The organism is Actinomycetota bacterium, from assembly GCA_014360645.1.
Lineage (GTDB): Bacteria > Actinomycetota > Geothermincolia > Geothermincolales > RBG-13-55-18 > Solincola_B.
In genome coordinates this window covers 67,395-87,777 of record JACIXD010000002.1, presented here as the reverse complement: position 1 = coordinate 87,777, position 20,383 = coordinate 67,395, and the positions used below count along the sequence as shown (strand labels likewise).

Sequence of the window (20,383 nt, the reverse complement as noted above, 5' to 3'; positions counted from 1 at the left end):
CCCGGGACCGGGGTTGCCCCACCCGCACGCCCTGCGCCACGGGGGCCTTTGTTGACACCCTGAAAGAGCGGGTGCTATGCTCGGGAACGTCGAAATTACCTGCATAAACAGGAGAAAAGGCATGTACAGCGACAAGGTCATCGAGCACTTTCAGAATCCCCGCAACGTGGGCGAGATACCGGACTGCGACGGCGTGGGCAAGGTGGGAAGCCCGGTATGCGGGGACATGATGGAGGTATATATAAAGGTCGAGGACGGCCGCCTGGTGGACGTGAAGTACAAGACCTTCGGATGCGGAGCGGCGGTGGCCTCCGGCAGTATGGGCACGGAGATGGTGAAGGGAAAGACCATCGAGGAGGCCATGCGCATAACCGACCAGCAGGTGGCGGAGGCACTGGACGGGCTGCCGGAGGAGAAGATGCACTGCTCCAACCTCGCGGCGGACGGCATTCGGGCGGCCATAGAGGATTATCTCTCCCGGCGCGCCGGGGGCACCGGTACGTCCGGGGAGGCAGTCTGAATTGGGCGGCGTGGCGGCCCTGGTCTGCGCCATCTCCTTCGGCCTGTTCATGATCGCGGCCGCCCTGGTTACCTTCAAGCTGGCCCGCACCATGAGCATCACCAACCGCATGCTGGACGACATCCGCAGGCAGGTCATTCCCCTCATGGGAAAACTGCAGACCACCATGGACCACGTGAACACGGAGATGGGCTACGTGGACGGTCTCCTGGCTGCTGTGCAGAGGCTGGCGGAGCGGGCCGATTCCATGACCAGGGCGGCGCAGTCGATCTTCAGCTCCCCCCTGGTGAAGGTGTTGACGCTGGGGATGGGCGCCAGGAGGGCCTTCGCGAGGCCCGAGGACGGGGACGGAGTGGAATCCCGGACCCCGGCGGAAGAGGACGGGTAAGGGGTCGGGGATGCACCCGCCCATCCCGGCAGGCTGAATCGTCTCCGGCATGGGACCTCCCCCCGCGGCGCGAGAGCTGGAAAGCCACCGCGCCGGCATATATCCTATAACGCAAGGCGTGACGTGTCTTGCCCGTACGGCATGCCCGCCGCGCCGGGCGGCGAAAAGGCCGCTTCGAGGCGCCGCGTAGGCCTCCCAAGGCCTTCGGGCAGCCCGAGTGGACGCCCTGGCGTCCAAGGGCGGGGCGGGACCTGACGAGGAAGGGGTACGACTTGAGGAGCGAGGAGATAAGGAAGAGGTTCCTGGAGTTCTTCCAGGCGAGGGACCACCGGGTGGTGAAGAGCTCTTCCCTGGTGCCCGACGACCCCACCCTGCTGCTCACCAACGCCGGGATGGTGCAGTTCAAACCGTACTTCCTGGGAAGCGCACGTCCGGAGTTCACCCGCGCCACCACCTGCCAGAAGTGCGTGCGCACCACGGACATAGAGAAGGTGGGTCATACCGCGCGTCACCTCACCTTCTTCGAGATGCTGGGGAACTTCAGCTTCGGCGATTACTACAAGGAAAAGGCCATACCCTGGGCATGGGAGTTCCTCACCGCCGAGATGGGGCTGGACCCGGGGCGCATGTACTGCTCCGTGTACGAGGAGGACGACGAGGCCTACGACATCTGGAAGGATGTGGTAGGAGTCCCCCCGGAGCGCCTGGTGCGTCTGGGGGCGGAGGACAATTTTTGGGACATGGGCACCACCGGTCCCTGTGGCCCCTGCTCTGAGGTGCTCTATGACCAGGGGGAGGATCACGGCTGCGGGAACGCGGACTGCCGTCCGGGGTGTGACTGCGACCGCTTCCTGGAGCTCTGGAACCTGGTCTTCATGCAGTTCGACCGCGACGCGGACGGGAACCTGCATCCCCTGCCCGCCAAGAACATCGACACCGGCCTGGGTCTGGAGCGACTGGCCTCGGTCATGCAGGGGGTGGCGAACAACTTCGAGACCGATACCCTGGCGGCGGTGCTGGAGGCGGCGGCCGACCTGAGCGGGGTCGCCCGCGGCGGCGAGAAGGACATTTCCCTGAAGATCGTGGCCGACCACTCCCGCGCCATGACCTTCCTGGTGGGAGACGGGGTCCTGCCCTCCAACGAGGACCGGGGCTACATCCTGAGGAGGATCATCCGCAGGGCGGTGCGCCACGGCAGGTTGCTGGGCATCGAGGACCTCTTCCTCCCGCGCATGGCGGAGGTGGTCATCGAGACCATGGGCGGCGCCTATCCGGAGCTCAAGCAGAACGCGGCCTTCATCACCGCCATCGTGCGCAGCGAGGAGGAGCGCTTTTCCCAGACCCTGCGCAGCGGCCTGGCCTATTTCGAGGAGGCGGTGGCGGGGATTTCGGACGGCAAAGAGAAGGAGATCCCGGGAGAAGTGGTGTTTCACCTCCACGACACCCTGGGGTTCCCCCTCGAGCTCACGCGCGAGCTGGCGCGCGAAAAGGGTCTTTCCCTGGACGAGGGGGGTTTCGAGGCCCTCATGGAGGAGCAGCGCCGGCGGGCGCGGGCGGCGCGCGTGGAGGAGGGCTACGCCGCCGCGGTGCCGGAGGTCTATAACGAGGTGCTGGACAACTACGGCCAGAGCCTGTTCACGGGATACGAGAGGACGGAGGAGAGGGCCCGGGTGTTGGCCCTGGTGAAGGGGGGCCGGGTGGTACCCGAGGCCGGCGAGGGCGAGGAGGTGGAGGTCATCCTGGACCGCACCCCCTTCTACGGGGAGATGGGGGGACAGGTGGGCGACACCGGCACCATCTCTTCCGGGGCGGGCGAGGCCGAGGTCACGGACACCCGCAGGCCGGCGCCGGGGTTGGTGTCCCATCACTGCCGCGTGGCGCGGGGGGTCCTGCGCGCAGGCGACGAGGTGGAGGCGCGCATCGACGTGGAGAGGCGAAACGCCATTCGCAGGAACCACACCGCCACCCACATCCTGCACTGGTCGCTGCGGCAGGTGCTGGGAGAACATGCCAAGCAGGCGGGCTCCCTGGTGGAGCCGAGGCGGCTGCGTTTCGACTTCACCCACTTCGGCCCCCTGTCGCGCGAGGAACTGGCGCGGGTGGAGGAGCTGGCCAACCGCAAGATACTGGAGGACCTCCCCGTCCGCGCATACGTCACCACCTACGAGTACGCCACCAGCATCAACGCCATCGCTCTCTTTGGAGAGAAATACCAGGAGCACGTGCGGGTAGTGGAGGTGGACGAGATCAGCCGGGAGCTGTGCGGCGGGACCCACGTGGGGAGGACGGGGGAGATCGGGCTGCTGGTGCTCACGGCGGAGAGCGGCATCGGCGCCAACATGCGCCGTCTGGAGGCGGTAACGGGCATGGAGGCGTACCGCCTCTTCCGGGAGCGCCGGGAGATGCTGGAGGAGGTCGCCGTGGCCCTGAAGACGGACGCGGGGAGAATACCCGAACGCGTGGCCAGGTTGCAGCAGCGCGTCAAGGAGCTGGAGGGGGAGCTCAGGAAGCGCGAGCGCGGGGAGCTCTCCGCCCTGGCCAAGGAGGGCGTGGAGTGGCGGGAGGAAAAGGTCCCCCTGGGGATGGTGCTCTCGGCCTGCGTGCCCGACCTGACGCCCCAGGAGCTGCGGGAGCTCGCGGAGCGCGCCCTTTCCGACCGCGGAGCGGCGGCGGTGGGCGTAGCCACGGTCAGAGAGGGCAAGGCCAACCTGGTGGTAGCGCTGGGAAAGGACGCCCTGGAGGCGGGACTGGACGCCGTGCAAGTGGTGCGGAAATGCGGGCGCCTCCTGGGCGGCGGGGGCGGCGGCAGGGCGGACATGGCCGTGGGCGGAGGGGGACGGCCGGAGGGCGTGGAGGAAGCGCTGGCGCTCTTCGTGGAGGAGATGAAGTCTGCTCCCGAGGGACGAGATGCGTAGCATGGGCTTGGATATCGGCCGGCGCCGGATCGGGGTCTCCATCTCCGACCCCCTGGGGATGAGCGCTTCGCCGCTGGAGGTGTTGCGCGACCTTGATCCGGAGGCCCTGCGCCGTTACGTGGAGGAGAAGGCGGAGAGCGAGGGGATAGACACGGTGGTGGTGGGGCTGCCCCTGACCCTCTCCGGCCGCGAGGGCGAACAGGCGCGGGAGACGCGCCGCTACGCACGGGAGCTGGCGGAGGCGAGGGGGATCCGGGTGGTGCTCTGGGACGAGCGCCTCAGCACCGTGGAGGCCAGGCGGAGGCTGAGCGAGGCGGGGAAGCGGTCGCGCGGCGGCGCGGATGCCGAGGCCGCCGCGGTGATCCTCCAGGCATTCCTGGAGCGGGAGCGCTCATCTAAGGCGGGAGAGGATATTGCGGGAGACGAAAAAGGCACGCAGAAGTCCGCGGAATAGGCCTGGGATAAAGAGGAAAGCGCTCATAGCATCGATATGCGCCGTGGCGGCGCTGGCGATCCTGGCGGGTCTGCTGGCGGACCACTACTTCTTTCCCACTCGTGGCGATACGCCGGTGAAGATAACCGTCGAGGAAGGGGATACGGCCGCGCGCATCGCCGAGAAGCTGCACCAGGAGAAGGTGGTCACCTCGGCCACCATCTTCCGCCTCTTGGCCTGGATGCAGGGCCGGCAGGCGAGGTTCAAGCCGGGCCGTTATACCTTCTTCACGGGCATGCGTTACGGAGATGTGTTCGCCATGCTCGAGGCGGGACCGCAGTACCAGGTGCGCCTGACCATCCCCGAAGGCCTCACTGTGGACCAGACCGCCGCCAGGGTGGCGGAGGCACTGGGGGTGAGCGCGGAGGATTTCCTGCGCGCCGCCGCGGAAGGGGGGTTCGAGGTCCCCTTGCTGCCGCCGGAGAACGAGGACAACCTGGAGGGCTTTCTCTTCCCCAAGACCTATGACCTCGCCGCCGACGCCTCGCCCCGGGAGGTCATCGAGACCCTGCTGGCGCAGTTCAGGGCGGAGACCGCCGGCCTCGACTGGGACAGGGCGCGAGAGCTGGGCATCACCCCCTACCAGGCGGTCATCGTGGCCTCGCTCATCGAGCGCGAGGTGGTGCTGGACGCGGAGAGGCCGCTGGTCGCGGCGGTGGTGTACAACCGCCTGCGCAGGGATATGCCTCTCCAGATCGACGCCACCGTGCAGTACGCGCTCCCGCAATGGAAGGAAGTCCTCACCTACGAGGACCTCAAGGTCAACTCGCCCTACAACACCTACCTCCACAAGGGGCTTCCCCCCGCTCCCATCTGCAGCCCAGGCCTTTCCAGCATCAAGGCAGCCCTGGATCCGGCCGGGGTGGATTACCTCTACTACGTGGCCACGGGCGACGGCGGCCACTTCTTCACCGCCGACTACGACGAGTTCCTGCGCGTGAAGGAAGAGGTCCAGGGAGACTGAGGGGACCTCTTGGGGTCCGCTTGCCGGTCACTTGCGCGGCAGCGGGCGACGGCGGCCACTTCTTCACCGCCGACTACGACGAGTTCCTGCGCGTGAAGGAAGAGGTCCAGGGAGACCGAGAGGACCTCTTGGGGTCCGCTTGCCGGGCTGGGGGAGCGGGGAGCGGGGCCGAGTCCTGGCCCCACTGGCGGCGAGAAAGCGGTTCATGTTTAATTGGAATCAGCCGAAGACATCTAGGGAGCAAAAGGGTAGAGAGGAAAGACCGGCGTGGCGACTCCCGGCCGGGTGGCCGGGGCGCGTTACGGCGGAACCCGCCTCCGGAGCCAGGGCGGCGGCCGGAGTGAGCGAGATGTGGCCCGAGAGGGCTTCGATCCCGAAAGGTGGAAGATGCTGGAGGAAACGGAGGTCTTGCTGGACCGCCTGCGCGCCCTTTCCGAGGCCCTGGCCGTTTTCGACCAAGCGGGGGGAGAGGTCACCGGGAGGTCCACCCCCCAGCTCATGTACTTCGCCGGCAAGGACCTGGGGAAGCGTGAGGCCTCCGCCTACGACGCCACCGACGACATAGAGAAGGCGCTGAAATGGGTCTTCCGGGGCTCACCCGAGGTGTGGAAGGTCTCTCTTTGGAAGAACAAGGAAGATGACGATTTCTGGGTATACGAGGTGGAGGAGATGTTCATCCGCCTACTCTTCGAGCGCTGTCCCATCAGGACCGCCTGCCTGGGAGCAGGAGTGGCGCTGGGAGGGGTCGCCTGCCAGACCATGCACGGCTACGCCGCGGGCATGTTGGAGAGCGTTTTCGGGCGCAGGGTGGACCTGCGCACCGAGCACGCGGGTCCGGCCTCCTGCCTGGTGATGCTCAAGACGACGCTGGAGTGACAGATGCGGGTTGCGGTGCTTTCCCTGAGTTCCTGCCTGGGGTGCCAGTACGTCCTCCTCAGCATGGAGGAATATTTTTACACCTTCATCGGCGAGAACGCCATCCCCTACGCCCCCTTCCTGCTCGACCAGAAGGAGCTCCCGGAGGTGGACCTGCTGCTGCTGGAGGGAACGGTGAGGCACGGAGACGATTTCCGCAGGCTGAGGGAAGCGAGACAGAAAGCGGATAAGCTGGTAGCCCTGGGGACCTGCGCCTGTTTCGGCGGGGTGCCGGGGCTGGCGGACCTCCTGACAGAGGAGAGGATGATGCGGATGCGATACGGGGAGGGGGCGGTTATCGAGGGTGCGCCGCAGGGGGTGAAGCGCCTCCTGCCCGTGGACGCCTACGTGAGCGTGGACGCCTTCCTGCCTGGGTGCCCTCCCCCGGAGGATCTCTTGCAGGGCTTTTTAAAACTGGCTCTCTCGGGAACCCTTCCGTCGCGCCTGGGAGCGACGGTGTGTTCCGAATGCGGGGTGACCTCGCCGCCGCGGACGCGGGAGGGGCTCCGCAGGCTGCTCTCCTCGGTGCCCGAGGCCGGCAAATGCCTTCTGGAGCAGGGCTTCATCTGCATGGGCCCCCTGACCAGGGACGGGTGCAATGCGCTCTGTCCCAGTTCCTACGGCGTCCCCTGCGGAGGGTGCAGGGGTCCCTGTGACGAGGCGCTGCTCCCGCCCTTTCAGGACCTTAAGGGGGAGACCTTGCGGAGGATGGAGAGGGCGACGGGGGAGCGGAAAGAGGTGCTGGAAAGGGAGATAAAGGATACCGCGCACAGCTTTTTCAGGTACTGCCTTGCCGAGCCGCTCCTGCGCAGGCGGCGTCCGGGAGGCACGGCCACCCTGCTGCGACGCCTGGGCGGGGAGGGAAGGCGCTAGCGGGAGCGAGGACGTCATGAAGGATCGAATTGGCGGCGTGGAGAGGATGTCGGGCGAGGGCGTCCGGGCGCCGCGATCCGGGAAGGGTGACATATGGCGGACCTGGTGATAGATCCGGTGACCAGGATCAGCGGCAACGCCTCCATAAGGCTGGTGAGGGACGAGGGGGGCAGTCCAGGAGAGGCGCGGCTGCAGGCCTTCGGCTACCGGGGATTCGACCTCTTCGCGAGGGGCTCCCACGTGGACAACCTTGTGACCCTGGTGTCGCGGATCTGCGGAGGGGACTCCGTTTTTCATCAGGTGGCGGCGGCCAGGGCGGTGGAGGCGGCACTGGGCATCGAGGTACCAGCGGCGGCGGGACTCCTGCGCGAGCTGTGCATGTGGGGACAGTTGCTGGAGCGCCACGCGGTATCCCTGACCGTGCACAGCCTGCCCGACCTGCTGCTGCCGTCCTCCGACCCCGGCCTGCGCAACATCATAAGCATCCACCGCGTGGACGAGGAGGTGGTGCGCAGGTTCATGGCCCTCAAGTCTTTGGGCACGCTGGTGCTCCGCGAGGCGGGGGGCAGGGCGGTGCATGCCGTGAACGTGCTGCCCGGAGGAGTGGTCAGACCCATGGGAGAGGAGAGGAGAAGTCGGCTGGCGGAGAAACTGGGCGAGGCCAGGTCGCTGCTGGTGGAGACGGCTCGGCTGATCAAGCTCCTCCTGCGCCGTAACGAGGAGGTTGTGGAATCCCTAGGAGAGGAGACGTCGCCGTGCCTCGCCCTGCGCTCGGAAGGGGAGATGGGGCTGCTGGGCGGCAGGGCGGTCCTTTTCGAAGAGGGGGCGGGGGAGCGCGCCAACCTCTCGCTCGAGGAGTTGCAGGCGAGCATCGAGGAGCGGAACAGCCCTCACTCACATATCCGGGTGGCGGAGATCAGGGAGGTGGGCAGTGTGCGCGTGGGCCCCCTCGCCCGCGTGAACGTGTACGGCGGGTACGGAAGCGAGCTGGCTGACGCCGAACTCGAGGAGCTCAAGACGCAGTGGGGATTTCCCTTCCGGCGCAGCATGCTCGCCCATGCCGCCAGGATACTGGAGATGATCCACGCCTGGGAGATGATCACGCGGCTCCTGCGGGCATCTCCCGGCGAGGGATCGAGGGCCACGGCGTCCCCGGGCGGGGGCGCGGGGACGGGGGCGGTGGAGGCCCCGGAGGGGATGCTGGTCTACGGTTTGGAGCTGGACGCCGAGGGGACGGTAAAGACCCTTTCCATCACCGCCCCCCTGCAGTTCAACGTCGGAGCTCTGGAGCGGTGCCTGCTGGCGGGAGCCCGTTCCGCGGGGGAGGGACCGGAGGGGGACAGGCGGGCCGCGGTGCTGCTGGAAACGGCGGCGCGCTCCTTCGCCCCCTGCATCCCCTGTGCCCTGCACTAGGATCGTGTCCGGAGGTATGAGATGGAAGATAAGGACCTTACGGCCTCGCATATCCGCGTGGACGAAGAGAGGTGCGTGGCCTGCCGTGAGTGCATGGAGATTTGCCCTCAGACGCGGGGAGCGCAGTATCCCGTCTATGAGTGGGGTGAGGAGGGAATGCCCCAGGTGGCCAATCCCGAGAGCTGCATAAGGTGCCTGAGCTGCGAGCTGGGCTGCCGCGCCCGGGCCATCACCGTGGAGGTGGAGGATGACGGGTCGCGGCGGCCGGACGGCGATCCCCGGGCGGAGATGAAATGCAGGGCCATCTTCTAGGGCGCCGCGGCTCCCGCCGCATACCGGGGCGGCGAGGAGGGACGGCGCTCCGTGGCCGGAAGCCGGATGGGAGCGGGAGCCTCGCGCCTGCATGGAAAAGGAAAGGCGTTAACCTGTAATATGGGGTGGGAGGTTCGCCCCACCCTGTATGGGGGAGGCGGGGTTATCCCGGCCTGAGGTGCGGAGCCTGAGTCGAGACCCGGTATGCCCACGCATGAAGGCCTCGCCGCGGGTCAAGTAAATACTCGAAATGACGATATGTATGCATTAGAGCGGCGCGGGGGACAGGAGTCCAACCGTCCGGGGATGGCGGTATCTGCGGCGCGCCGAATGGAGGCGGAATGGGAACGGTATCGTCGATGAGGAACGGGCGATGAAAGAGGTAGGAGAACGAGCATTTCTCCCCGGGGCAGGAGGTGGTGTGGTTTGCCCGATCTGAGGAAGGTCCTGGAGGAACTGGTGGCGACCGGCACCGTGCGCGCCGCGCTGGTGGTCGGGAGGGACGGGTTCATCATCGAGACCGCCGGCGAGGACGCCAGCCAGCTCGAGGCCGTGGGGGCCATCGCTCCCAGCTCACTTGGCGCGGCCGAGGTGATCGGCCTGGAGCTCGCCCAAGGCCCCATGGCGCAGGCGATGTTCGAGTTCGAGAAGGGGGCCATACTGATGAGCGCCGTGGGCGCGGACGCCATACTGGTCTCCATCCTGCCGGCGGGGGCCAACCTGGGAAAGGCCAGGTACGATATCCGTAAATACCTCCCGGCCATAGAGGCCGCGCTGTGAGTATGGGGCGGGTCAGCCCGGCGCTGACCGCGCCGGCACGCGGGCGTTCTTACAGGAGGTAAGGGTGGCTTCGGAAAGAATCGAGAGGATGAACGCCGTCCTCAGGAACCTGAGATCGAATCTGCAGGAGATAGAGGCCGCGGTGTTGATAAGCTCCGATGCCATGGCGCTGGCGTCGGATATCTCCGACGAGGCCGACGAGGAGATGATCGGCGCCCTCTCGGCCTCGGTGCTCAGCATGGGGGAAAGGGCGGCCCGCGACCTCAAGCGGGGCAACCTGGAACAGGTATACATCAAGGGAGACCAGGGATACCTGCTGCTGGTGCAGTGCGGCCCGGACGCCCTGCTCTCGCTGCTGGTGAAGCCGGAGGCCAAGATGGGGGTGGTGTTCATGGAGGGCAAGCGCACCGCCGAGGAGCTGGCCAGGCTTTTCGAATAGGGAAGGCGAGGGTGAGTCTGAGTCAACGGTCACTTCGGATACTCGGTTAGGAGGTCTGATACTTGGCGGAATCCAGGGAGGAGAGACTTCGCAACGCCCTGAACGAGCTGGTCTCCAGGTCGGCGGAGGTGGACGCGGCGGCGGTGGTGAGCATGGACGGCCTGGTCATGGCCTCGGTGCTACCCAACACCCTGGAGGAGGACAGGCTTGGCGCCATGTCGGCCGCCCTCCTGAGCCTCGGGGAGAGGACGTCGGAGGAACTGGGAAGGGGCGAGCTGGCCCAGGTCTTCGTGGAAGGCAACTCCGGATACGTATTCCTCATGGCGGCGGGAGAGGATGCGGTGCTCACGGCCCTGGTGCGCAAGGGGAGCAAGCTAGGGCTGGTTCTGTACGACGTGAAGGGAGCGGCGAAGAAGATCGCCGAGATCATCAAGTCGGAGTTCCGTATAGAGTATGAATAACACGTGGGCGCAGGCTCTGGAGGCCGGCGTACGTTGTCCTCCGGCGCTCGGGGGACGGGCGGCGGCGGCACCGGACAGTAAGGTAATCAAAAACGGCGCGGTTAACGAAATATATATATTGAATGTATGGAGCGGCGCGGCACCTGCGGCGCGCCCGCGGAGCGAGATGAATAAACGGGAAGGAAGATGGCGCTCAAGGGAAGCCTGAAGGACTTCAGTATCCCCGATCTCTTCCAGCTGCTCAACTTCGGCAAGAAGAACGGGACGCTGAACCTCACCCGCGGGCAGGCGAGGGGTTATATCTGTTTCCGCAACGGCGAGGTGTTCTTCGCAACCACCAACTGGAAGCGCCAATCCCTGGGCCTGAAGCTACTCAACGCGGGGATAATCACCAAGGCGCAGCTCGAGGAGGCCCTGCAGCTCCAGAAGACCACCGCGCGGGGGCAGAGGCTTGGCCAACTCCTCATCCGGCTCGGATACCTGACCAAGGAGCAGCTCGAGGTATTCGTGGAGGAGCAGATACAGGACGCGGTGTTCGAGATGCTGCGCTGGTCGGACGGCGAGTTCGATTTCCAGCCCGGCGTGGTCTTCCCCGAGGAGGACATAGGACTCTCCATCAGCACCGAGGAGCTGATCATGGAGGGTTCGCGCCGCCTCGATGAGTGGAACCGCATCGAGAAGAAGATCCCCAATCTCGACGTGGTGTTCAAGATGACCTCTATGCAGGGCAGGGAGGCGGCGCAGATCAGCCTTACGCCGGAGGAATGGATGGTCCTCACCCACATCGACGGCGAGAAGACGGTGCGCCAGATCGTGGAGCTCACGGGAATGAGCACCCTGCACACCTGCAAGATCCTTTACGGGCTCATAGGATCCGGCCTGCTGGAGAACGTGACCCCCCGGGAGGCGGAAAGAGAGGCCGATCGCAGACTGGAGCAGCTCGCGAAAGAGCTGGAAAGGGTGGAGAGCGACCAACCCGCGGTGGTGGAGCTCCCCGCTGGAGAACCGGAAGGGTTCGTGGAGGAGGCCGGGGAGGAGGTGGTGGAGGTCGCGGAGACGGTGGCCGACGTCATGACGGAGGCACCGGAAGCCCCGCCCCGGGAGGAGGCGGCAACGCCGGAGGAAGCCCTCCTATACGAGGAGGAGAGGACCTCGCGTATCGCGGATGCGGTGGGCGAGGCCTTGGGGATCATGGAGCTGGAAGCGGTACTGGAGGAGGAAGCGCCGTCTCAGCCGCCGGAAGAGCCGAAGGTATCGCTTCCCGATATCTCCCTCCCATGCGAGCCCTCGCTGGAGGAGACCGCGCTGCCCCCGGAGGGGACCGCACCGCCGGCACCCATGGAGGAAAGGGTGCGCGAGGATGCGATCGCCCCCGTGCTCGGAGCCGAGGAGGGGGAAGCGGTCCGCGAGGAAGAGGGCGAGGAGAACGCGGTCGCCGCAGACCTGGAGGCGGTGGAGATAGACCTGGGGGAGGAGAGCGAGCCGCTGATACTGGTGGAGGAGGAAGCCCCCCCGGTCGAGCCGTCACTCGATCAAATGCATGCCCGAGAGATGGAGCCAGAGGTGCGGGAGGGCGGGGGAGTGGAGGCCGCGCCGGAGGTGGAGGTGCCCACTGCCGTGCCCGATCCCTCGAGGGTCCGGAGCGTGCTCGAGGAGGAGCTGAGAAAGCAGTCGGAGCGCATACGGGAGATGAAGGAGGCGGCGGTTGAGGAGTCCCTGGAGGCCGAGCAGGTTCTCCAGATAGAGAGCAAGGAAGCCGAGCTGGAAGAGCTCAAGAAGAAGATCAGCCAACTGCTGCCGGAGGGAGTCAGCCTCGACGAGGAAGAGGAAGAGGGGACAAGGGAGCCCGAGCCGGCGGTCCCCGAGGAGGGACGGCGCCCATCCGATGAACCCATGACGCACGAGAGCGTGGAGGCGAGGGCGGCCAAGAGGGCTTATCTGGAGAAGAAATACGGAAAGATCGCCAGGCTGGCCGCGGATGAGGAGATAGCGGAACTGGAGCCGGAGGAGATACCGGAGGAGTGGAAGAGCCACCTGGATAAGATCTCTCCTAGGGAGAGGGAGGTTGCTGCGGATGCAGGTCTCCGTCCTCCCGAGCGGGCGGCCATCGACCCCGAAAAGATCCTGGGCGGCGCGTTCCGGCGCGGCGGGGCCGTGGTGGAGCCGGAGCGGGCGCCGGTGGAAGAGGAGCCGGAATCGCCCGGCGAGGCGGCCACCCTGAAGTTGCCCCTGGAGGAGGTCGAGGAAAGGGTGGCGGCCTCGGTTTCCGGGGTGGGCCTTGAACCGCCGGGACTGGAGGTCCTGGAGAGCGTGATGCTGGAGGACATCCCCGTAAGCGCGGAGGGAGCGGCGCCAGTCCGGGAGACCGCCCTCCTCGCCGAGGCGCCGAGCGGAGCGGACGTGGCCCTCGCCGAGGAGGGCGCGGGGCCGGGACTGGAGGTCCTGGAGAGCGTGATGCTGGAGGACCTGCCGCCCGTCGAGACCGCGCTGAAAGTTGAGGATGCCCTGCCGGAGACCATCGCGGAAGCGGTTCTGCAGGGAAGCGGCAAGGAGACCTTCTTCGATATGGAGGCCGCGCCGGCTCTCCTCGAACCCGGGGACGATGGGGGCCCCGTGGGAGGCGCCAGCCCGCTGATGGCCGAGATCGAGGAGCTCGAGAAGGAGATCCTTGAAGCGGAAAAAGCCCTGTCGTCTCCCGATCTCATGCCCTTGCAGGAGGAGATAGCCGCCCTGGAGGAGGAGATCCTCGCCGCGGAAGGGCCGGTGGAGGCCGCGCCCCCCGCCCAGGAGGCCCCACCCCAACAGCCCATAGACATCCTCGAAAGCCTCATAGAGACGGGCGCGGAAGGGGCACAGACAGCGGAGACGGAGGCGCCCGCCGCCGCGGTTCCGCCCGAGACCTTCGTCCCGGAGATCCCTCCGGCGGTGGAGCCCGCGGCCATGGCCGCCCCCGCGCCCTCGGCCCAGGCCCCCGCTCCCGAGACCGCGGCCGCGCCCCCCGCCCAGGAGGCCCCACCCCAACAGCCCATAGACATCCTCGAAAGCCTCATAGAGACGGGCGCGGAAGGGGCACAGACAGCGGAGACGGAGGCGCCCGCCGCCGCGGTTCCGCCCGAGACCTTCGTCCCGGAGATCCCTCCGGCGGTGGAGCCCGCGGCCATGGCCGCCCCCGCGCCCTCGGCCCAGGCCCCCGCTCCCGAGACCGCGGCCGCGCCCCCCGCCCAGGAGGCCCCACCCCAACAGCCCATAGACCTGTTGGAAGGTCTTACCAGCGAGGTTGCGGACGAGACCGCCTCGAAGGGCGAAGCGCAGATGGGAGAGGCGGCAGCTATCGGTACACATGATTTACTGTCCGAGCGCGGCGGGGAAAAGGGCATGCCGTACGCGCCGACGGTGGAGGAAGTACCCGCGACGCTTGGTGGAGCGGAAGGCGCGGCGGCCGCAAGGACGGAGGCATACGGCGAGGAGGAGGCGGAAGGTTTCGACCTGGAGAGCTATTCCCTCGAGAGGGAACTCGCGGAACTGACGGGAGCCGCTGCTCCCCAGCCCACGAAGAAGATAAAGATACCCGTGAAGCCGAAAGGAGAAGTGGTGGAGGCGGATGAATTAGATAAAGGGAAGCCGGTCCCGAAGGTAAAAAGGGACAAGGCCGTCACCAAGAGCCTGATCATGAGGATAATCGACGGCATCAAGAGACTGTAAGGAGTGGATGGCCAGTTGAGGTCCTTCAAGATCGTGGTCACCGGGCCGTTCAGCGCGGGGAAGACCACCTTTATTAAGAGCATCAGCGAGATATCCATCGTCTCCACCGAGCGCGCCATTTCGGATTCCACCCGCCGGGTGAAGGCCGAGACCACCGTGGCCATGGACTTCGGAAGGATAACCATCTCCAAAGACATCGTCCTCTACCTCTTCGGCACCCCGGGTCAGGAGAGGTTCGATTTCATGTGGCAGATACTCTCCGAGGGGATGCTGGGCTATATCCTCATGCTGGACGCGAGCCGTCCGGAGACCTTCGCCGAGGGACGGCGCATCCTGGAGTTCTTCGCCACCCTCTCCGACGCTCCCTACGTCATCGGGGCCACCAGGATGCCCGACGGGGATCCCTCGCAGGTGATCGACACCATCAGGAAGGAGCTCAACATCGACGGCGACATCCAGATCATCCCCTGCAACGCCCTGGAAAAGGAGGACGTGAAAAAGGTGCTCCTCGGGCTGCTCTACGATATCCTCAAGACCCTGGATAAATAGGGTCTGTTAGGACCGTTCCTCTTGATTGCCGCTTCCCGGCTGATACATATTATGGTTGGCGGCCTGCCCGGGACGTTGGCGGATGGAGCAAACGGCGACGGAGGGAACGCAGGTGGAAATAGACGGGGACACCGAGCTCACGGGGATCCTCGGACACGACATCTCCTACACCCTGTCGCCGGCCATGCATAACGCCGCCTTCAGGTACTACGGCATGAACTGGGTCTACCTCCCCCTGCGCGCCGCGCCCGGGGAGGTGGGGGCGGCGGTTGAGGGGCTGAGGGCGCTGGGATTCCGCGGCTTCAACGTCACCATACCCCACAAGCTGCGGGTCGCGGAGCTCGTGGACCGCCTGGAAGGTGACGCGGAGGTCCTGGGGGCGGTGAACACCGTGGTCGCGGCGGGCGATGTGCTGGTGGGACACAACACCGATGCCGAGGGGTTCCGCGCCTTCATGCGCGAGAGGAGCATCGCCGTCAGGGGTGCCGGGGTCATGGTCATCGGGGCGGGAGGAGCGGCGCGGGCGGTGGCGCTGGCGGCCGCGAGGGAGGGGGCGTCGCGCATCGTGGTGGTCAACCGTACGAGACGCAGAGCCGATGACCTCGCGGAGGCGTTAAAGAAGGCGGTGGCCTCGACCGAGATATCAGTTAAGGGATTCGACCGTGAGGGCATGCGAGAGATCGCGGGATGCTCCCTGGCGGTGAACTGCACTCCCCTCACGGGGGAAGAGGACCTGCCCCTCGACTACCGGGAGCTTGCCCCTGGGACCTGGGCGGTGGACCTGAAGTACGGGCGCGGGCCCGGCGCCTTCCTGCGCGAGGCGGGAGCGAGGGGAGCGATGACGGCGGGAGGCGAGGGCATGCTGTTGCACCAGGCGGCCATCTCCTTCCGGCTCTGGACGGGCTTGGAGCCGCCGCTGGAGGAGATGCGCGAGGCCCTCGGGCGGGCGCTTGAACGGTCGGGATGACGAGGACGGAAAGACGCGTATGCAGAAGCCGAAAAAGGAAAAGCTGGGACAGATACTGGTCAAGAACCGCATCATAACCGAGGAACAGCTCGAGCAGGCCCTGCAGCGCCAGCAGGAGACCGGGGAGACCCTGGGCAGGGTGCTCATCGACATGAAGATGGTCAGCGAGGGGGCCCTCACCTCCATCCTGGCGCGCCAGATCGGCCTCAGGTACGTGGACCTCGCCAACTACGACGTGGACATCGCCGCCTCCTCGCTGGTGGACGCAGAGGTGGCCCGGCGCTACACCCTCATCCCGGTGGGTTTCGAGGGGGACAAGTTGCTGGTGGCCATGGCCGATCCCACCAACGTCTTCGCGCTGGACGACATCCGCATCATGACGGGCATGGACATAGAGCCCCTAGTGGCCACCAAGGAGGACATCATCTCCGCCATCAACCGCTACTGCCGCACCGAGACCGACCTGGACATCGGCGGCGAGGAGATGGCCGGGGAGACGAGAGAGACGGGGGAGGAGGCGGAGGCGGACGACGCCCCCATCGTCAGGTACGTCAACCTCCTCATCAGCGAGGCGGTGAACGACCGCGCCAGCGACGTGCACATCGAGCCCATGGAGCACGACGTGCGGGTGCGCTACCGCATCGACGGCGTGCTTCACGAGATCAGGAGGAACCCCAAGGCCATCCATCCGGGGGTGGTGGCGAGGATAAAGGTCATGGCGGACATGAACATCGCCGAAAAACGCCTTCCCCAGGACGGCAGGGCCTCGGTGGACATCTTGGGCAAGCCGGTTGACCTGCGCGTGGCCTCCCTTCCCACCATCCACGGCGAGAAGGTCGTGCTTCGCATCCTGGACAAGAGCGCCTCCCTCATGAGCCTCGAGGAACTGGGCTTCAGCGAGGACCTTCTGGAAAAATATTCCCGCAGCTTCCACAAGCCCTACGGGACCATCCTGGTCACCGGCCCCACAGGCAGCGGCAAGACCACCACCCTCTACGCCACCCTCAACGTGCTCAACTCCATAAAGCTCAACATCATCACCGTCGAGGACCCGGTGGAGTATCGCCTGCCCCTCATCAACCAGGTACAGGTCCACTACAAGGCGGGACTGACCTTCGCCTCCGCCCTGCGCTCCATACTGCGCTGCGACCCCGACATCGTGATGATCGGCGAGATCCGCGACCCGGAATCGGCGCAGATCGCCATCGAGTCGGCCCTCACCGGGCACCTGGTGCTCTCTACCCTGCACACCAACGACGCCCCCAGCGCCCTCACCCGCCTGCTGGAGATGGGCATCGAGCCCTTCCTCATCGCCTCGGCGGTGGACTGCGTGAGCTCCCAGAGGCTGGCGCGGAGGCTTTGCGAACGCTGCAAGGAGGCCTACGAGCCCGACCCGGAATACCTGGCGAAGATAGGTTTCCCCTGGGACGAGAGGACCGACGAGGTGCTCTTCAGGCCCCGCGGCTGCCCCGCCTGCAACAACACCGGCTTCAAGGGGAGGGTGGGCATCTATGAGGTGCTGGAGGTGACGGAGAACATCGAGCACCTGGTGGCGCGCAACGCGCCCCACGTGGAGATAGCGGAGATGGCCAAGTCGGAAGGCATGAGGACGCTGCGCGACGAGGGTTTCATAAAGGTGAGGCAGGGCATCACCTCCATCGACGAGGTGCTCAGGGTCATCATGTAGCCGCTGAGTACGGCGGAGAAAGGGAGAATCGGGAAGGTATCCGCAAACTGTTCGGCGAAGGAACAGGAGTAAGCGTCCCGGGGTGCGGGGATGACGCCCCGGCATCACGGATCGGCGGTATGCTGGGCATGGGCATCTGTCCCGGATAGGGTATCGAAGGGAGAGGAGGAACGGCATTGGCTGTGAAACTCGATATCAACGAACTGCTGGAGGAGGTCCTGGTAAGGGGGGCTTCTGACCTGCACATCACGGTGGGAGCGCCGCCTGTGATGCGCATAAACGGGGTGCTGGTGCGCCTGGAAGAATACCCCAGGCTGACCTCCAACGACACCAGGGACATGGTCTACAGCATCCTCACCGCCCGCCAGAGGGAGCAGTTGGAGAGCAACCTCGAGTACGACCTATCCTATTCCGTGCCCGGAAGCGCGCGCTTCCGCGTCAACGCCTACTTCCAGCGCAACAGCATCGGAGCGGCCTTCCGCATCATCCCCTACCGCATCAAGACCATACAGGAGCTGAACCTCCCGCAGGTGCTGGAGGAGTTCTGCATGCTGCCGCGAGGCTTCATCCTCGTCACCGGCCCCACCGGGCAGGGGAAGTCCACCACCCTGGCGGCGATGATCAACCTCATCAACGAGACGCGCAACCTGCACATCATCACCGTGGAGGATCCCATCGAGTTCCTGCACGTGCACAAGAAGTGCATCGTCAACCAGCGCGAGGTGGGAGGCGACACCCATTCCTTCTCCAACGCCCTGAAGTACGTCCTGCGCCAGGACCCGGACGTGATCCTGGTGGGGGAGATGAGGGACCTGGAGACCATCTCCACGGCGCTCACGGCGGCGGAGACCGGGCACCTGGTCTTCGCCACCCTGCACACCCAGGACGCGCCCCAGACCATCGACCGCATCATCGACGTCTTCCCCACCTACCAGCAGCAGCAGGTGCGCATGCAGCTCGCGGGGACCATACAGGCCATCGTCACCCAGCAGCTCCTGCCCACCAAGGACGGGCAGAGCCGCATCCCCGCGGTGGAGGTGATGGTGGCCACCTCGGCCATCCGCAACCTCATCCGCGAGGCCAAGGCCCACCAGATATATTCCGCCATGCAGGCGGGGGGGCAGTACAAGATGCAGACCATGGACCATTCCATAGCCGCCCTCTACAAACGGGGGATCATCAGCTACGAGGTGGCCATGGGGCGCTGCAACAACCGCGAAGAGATGATCAGGCTAATAGGGTAGGAGATAAAGTATGACGACGAAAAAAACGATATATGGGATCGGTATGGAAAAGTCGCCGTAAATAAAACAGGGACAAGAACCGATAAGAACTGTTGAAAGTGTTACAAGAGTAAAAGTTTTGACATTCATGTTGAAGTTGTTATACATTCGTGGCAGGTTCGGCGTGAAAGGCGTGGACGAGGGGGTCTAGCAGAAGGAGCGTGGGGTCTTGGCGCAGACCTATTCCTACCGGGTAAGGGATAAACAGGGCAAGATAATCACCGGCAAACTGGAGGCTGACAACGAGGCCCTGGTCTCGCAGCGGTTGCGGGAGATGGGCTATTTCATCATCGCCATAGAGGAGGAGAAGGTCTCCCTCGCCAAGAAGGAGATCCGCATCTTCCAGCCCAAGGTCAAGGGCAAGGACGTGACCGTCTTCACGCGCCAGTTCGCCACCATGATCAACGCGGGCCTTCCCCTGGTGAAGTGCCTGAGCATCCTCTCGGAGCAGACCGAGAGCCCGGTGCTCTCCGAGGTGGTGGCGGACGTGCAGCACGAGGTGGAGATGGGCCGATCCCTCTCGGAGGCCATGTCCAAGCACGGCAACATCTTCAAGGACCTCTACACCAGCATGGTGAAGGCGGGAGAGATCGGCGGCGTCCTCGACGACGTGCTGCTGCGCATCGCCAACACCCTGGAGAGCGAGGACGAGATCAGGCGCAAGATAAAGTCCGCCCTCACCTATCCCGTGGCCATGTTCGCCATATCCATACTCCTGCTCGTCGTAATGCTGGTGTTCGTGGTGCCTTCCTTCGAGAAGATGTTCAGCCAGATAGGCGCGACCCTCCCCTTCCTGACCCGCATCATCATGAGCATCAGCCATTTCCTGGTCAGCTGGAAGGGCGCGATACTTGTAATACTGCTCATCGTGGGCCTGGTTTTCCTGAGAAGATGGCTGAAGACGCCGGGAGGGCGGCGCAAGCTCGACGCCCTGAAGCTCAAGCTCCCCGTCTTCGGGAGCCTCTTCCACAAGATGGCGCTGTCGCGCTTCTCGCGCACCCTGGGGACCCTGGTGTCCAGCGGCGTGCCCATCCTGCAGGCCCTGGAGATAACCTCCAACACCGTGGGCAATGTGCTGGTGGCGGAGGCGGTGGAGAACGTCAGGTCGGGTGTCAAGGAGGGGGATTCCATCGCGCGACCCCTGGGCCAGAGCCCGCTCTTCCCCCCCATGGTAACCCAGATGCTGGCCATCGGCGAGGAGACGGGGGCCCTGGACACCATGCTCAACAAGGTCTCGGATTTCTACGACTCCGAGGTCTCTGCCACGGTGGAGGCCCTCACCTCCCTGCTGGAGCCCCTGCTCATCGTGTTTCTGGGCCTGGTGGTGGGCACCATCGTCATCGCGCTGTACATGCCCATATTCTCACTCATCACCCAGTTCACGTCCCAGCAATGAACTCTCTGCCGTAGGGCTTTTCCGCGCGGTAAGGCTAGGACGGGCCAGGGTGAATGCTCCGAAGCGGGAGAGGGCTCTCTGAAAGCGCGGGGCGTAGCGAGGAAACAAAAAGGTCTAAAGAGGCTGTCTATTGAATTTTGTCTTGTATGAGACCGGTGGTATGTGTCGGGTATGTATAGGGTAATGTATAGGGATTGTGCGAGCGGCGGGAAGGGGCATTTCTGTTGCTCCTGTCTATTATTGACAAGTAGAATTGAATAATTTTAAGATATTAAGAAAATGTGGAAGTTTGCAAAAAGAGCTAAAGTCAGATGCTGATGTTGGCG

General features: G+C 65.3%; 18 protein-coding genes. All 18 read left to right on the top strand.

Annotated elements, in window-relative coordinates:
- The first annotated feature begins 121 nt into the window (after positions 1 to 121).
- The 18 genes from nifU to H5T74_01785 all read left to right on the top strand — a co-directional run bounded on the left by nifU (position 122) and on the right by H5T74_01785 (position 20,057).
- Positions 122 to 520, top strand: coding sequence for a Fe-S cluster assembly scaffold protein NifU (nifU, locus tag H5T74_01870; GenBank protein ID MBC7229124.1), 399 nt, complete (start codon positions 122 to 124; stop codon positions 518 to 520).
- A gap of 1 nt (position 521) precedes the next feature.
- Positions 522 to 908 carry a DUF948 domain-containing protein gene (locus H5T74_01865; protein ID MBC7229123.1) on the top strand — a complete coding sequence of 129 codons (387 nt, stop codon included), beginning with the start codon at positions 522 to 524 and terminating at the stop codon, positions 906 to 908.
- Positions 909 to 1,180: 272 nt separating this feature from the next.
- A complete protein-coding gene (gene alaS, locus H5T74_01860; protein MBC7229122.1) occupies positions 1,181 to 3,823 on the top strand; it encodes an alanine--tRNA ligase in 2,643 nt (880 codons plus the stop codon).
- Position 3,824: 1 nt separating this feature from the next.
- A complete protein-coding gene (gene ruvX / locus H5T74_01855; protein MBC7229121.1) occupies positions 3,825 to 4,277 on the top strand; it encodes a Holliday junction resolvase RuvX in 453 nt (150 codons plus the stop codon).
- Between the two features lie 43 nt (positions 4,278 to 4,320).
- A complete protein-coding gene (gene mltG, locus H5T74_01850; GenBank protein MBC7229120.1) occupies positions 4,321 to 5,280 on the top strand; it encodes an endolytic transglycosylase MltG in 960 nt (319 codons plus the stop codon).
- A 387-nt stretch (positions 5,281 to 5,667) separates the two neighbouring features.
- Entirely contained in the window at positions 5,668 to 6,156 is a 489-nt protein-coding gene (locus H5T74_01845) for a hypothetical protein (GenBank protein MBC7229119.1), read from the top strand.
- Positions 6,157 to 6,159: 3 nt separating this feature from the next.
- Positions 6,160 to 7,068 (top strand): hypothetical protein, encoded by a 909-nt coding sequence (locus tag H5T74_01840; protein MBC7229118.1) that lies wholly within the window; start codon positions 6,160 to 6,162, stop codon positions 7,066 to 7,068.
- Positions 7,069 to 7,161: 93 nt separating this feature from the next.
- The gene (locus tag H5T74_01835) at positions 7,162 to 8,481 is read left to right on the top strand and encodes a nickel-dependent hydrogenase large subunit (GenBank protein ID MBC7229117.1); all 1,320 of its coding nucleotides are present in this window, start codon (positions 7,162 to 7,164) and stop codon (positions 8,479 to 8,481) included.
- A gap of 21 nt (positions 8,482 to 8,502) precedes the next feature.
- A complete protein-coding gene (locus tag H5T74_01830) occupies positions 8,503 to 8,793 on the top strand; it encodes a ferredoxin family protein (GenBank protein MBC7229116.1) in 291 nt (96 codons plus the stop codon).
- A 426-nt stretch (positions 8,794 to 9,219) separates the two neighbouring features.
- Positions 9,220 to 9,573, top strand: a complete 354-nt coding sequence (locus H5T74_01825) for a roadblock/LC7 domain-containing protein (protein ID MBC7229115.1) — start codon at positions 9,220 to 9,222, stop codon at positions 9,571 to 9,573.
- 88 nt (positions 9,574 to 9,661) lie between these two features.
- On the top strand, positions 9,662 to 10,012 hold the full coding sequence (locus H5T74_01820; protein ID MBC7229114.1) for a roadblock/LC7 domain-containing protein: 351 nt from the start codon (positions 9,662 to 9,664) through the stop codon (positions 10,010 to 10,012).
- 62 nt (positions 10,013 to 10,074) lie between these two features.
- A complete protein-coding gene (locus H5T74_01815; GenBank protein MBC7229113.1) occupies positions 10,075 to 10,473 on the top strand; it encodes a roadblock/LC7 domain-containing protein in 399 nt (132 codons plus the stop codon).
- 186 nt (positions 10,474 to 10,659) lie between these two features.
- Positions 10,660 to 14,175, top strand: coding sequence for a DUF4388 domain-containing protein (locus H5T74_01810; GenBank protein ID MBC7229112.1), 3,516 nt, complete (start codon positions 10,660 to 10,662; stop codon positions 14,173 to 14,175).
- Between the two features lie 15 nt (positions 14,176 to 14,190).
- Complete coding sequence (locus tag H5T74_01805; protein ID MBC7229111.1) at positions 14,191 to 14,724, top strand: ATP/GTP-binding protein; 534 nt, start codon at positions 14,191 to 14,193, stop codon at positions 14,722 to 14,724.
- Positions 14,725 to 14,836: 112 nt separating this feature from the next.
- Entirely contained in the window at positions 14,837 to 15,691 is an 855-nt protein-coding gene (aroE, locus tag H5T74_01800; protein MBC7229110.1) for a shikimate dehydrogenase, read from the top strand.
- A gap of 19 nt (positions 15,692 to 15,710) precedes the next feature.
- The gene (pilB, locus tag H5T74_01795; protein MBC7229109.1) at positions 15,711 to 17,378 is read left to right on the top strand and encodes a type IV-A pilus assembly ATPase PilB; all 1,668 of its coding nucleotides are present in this window, start codon (positions 15,711 to 15,713) and stop codon (positions 17,376 to 17,378) included.
- A gap of 176 nt (positions 17,379 to 17,554) precedes the next feature.
- Complete coding sequence (locus tag H5T74_01790) at positions 17,555 to 18,622, top strand: type IV pilus twitching motility protein PilT (protein ID MBC7229108.1); 1,068 nt, start codon at positions 17,555 to 17,557, stop codon at positions 18,620 to 18,622.
- Between the two features lie 208 nt (positions 18,623 to 18,830).
- Entirely contained in the window at positions 18,831 to 20,057 is a 1,227-nt protein-coding gene (locus H5T74_01785) for a type II secretion system F family protein (protein ID MBC7229107.1), read from the top strand.
- Positions 20,058 to 20,383 lie beyond the last annotated feature (326 nt).

What these genes read in the sequence shown, in the direction of transcription:
- H5T74_01845 (MBC7229119.1), top strand. Translation starts at nt 5,668, where the DNA reads ATGCTGGAGGAAACGGAGGTCTTGCTGGACCGCCTGCGCGCCCTTTCC.
- H5T74_01820 (MBC7229114.1), top strand. Translation starts at nt 9,662, where the DNA reads ATGAACGCCGTCCTCAGGAACCTGAGATCGAATCTGCAGGAGATAGAG.
- H5T74_01840 (MBC7229118.1), top strand. Translation starts at nt 6,160, where the DNA reads ATGCGGGTTGCGGTGCTTTCCCTGAGTTCCTGCCTGGGGTGCCAGTAC.
- H5T74_01810 (MBC7229112.1), top strand. Translation starts at nt 10,660, where the DNA reads ATGGCGCTCAAGGGAAGCCTGAAGGACTTCAGTATCCCCGATCTCTTC.
- H5T74_01835 (MBC7229117.1), top strand. Translation starts at nt 7,162, where the DNA reads ATGGCGGACCTGGTGATAGATCCGGTGACCAGGATCAGCGGCAACGCC.
- pilB (MBC7229109.1), top strand. Translation starts at nt 15,711, where the DNA reads ATGCAGAAGCCGAAAAAGGAAAAGCTGGGACAGATACTGGTCAAGAAC.
- ruvX (MBC7229121.1), top strand. Translation starts at nt 3,825, where the DNA reads ATGGGCTTGGATATCGGCCGGCGCCGGATCGGGGTCTCCATCTCCGAC.
- H5T74_01830 (MBC7229116.1), top strand. Translation starts at nt 8,503, where the DNA reads ATGGAAGATAAGGACCTTACGGCCTCGCATATCCGCGTGGACGAAGAG.
- nifU (MBC7229124.1), top strand. Translation starts at nt 122, where the DNA reads ATGTACAGCGACAAGGTCATCGAGCACTTTCAGAATCCCCGCAACGTG.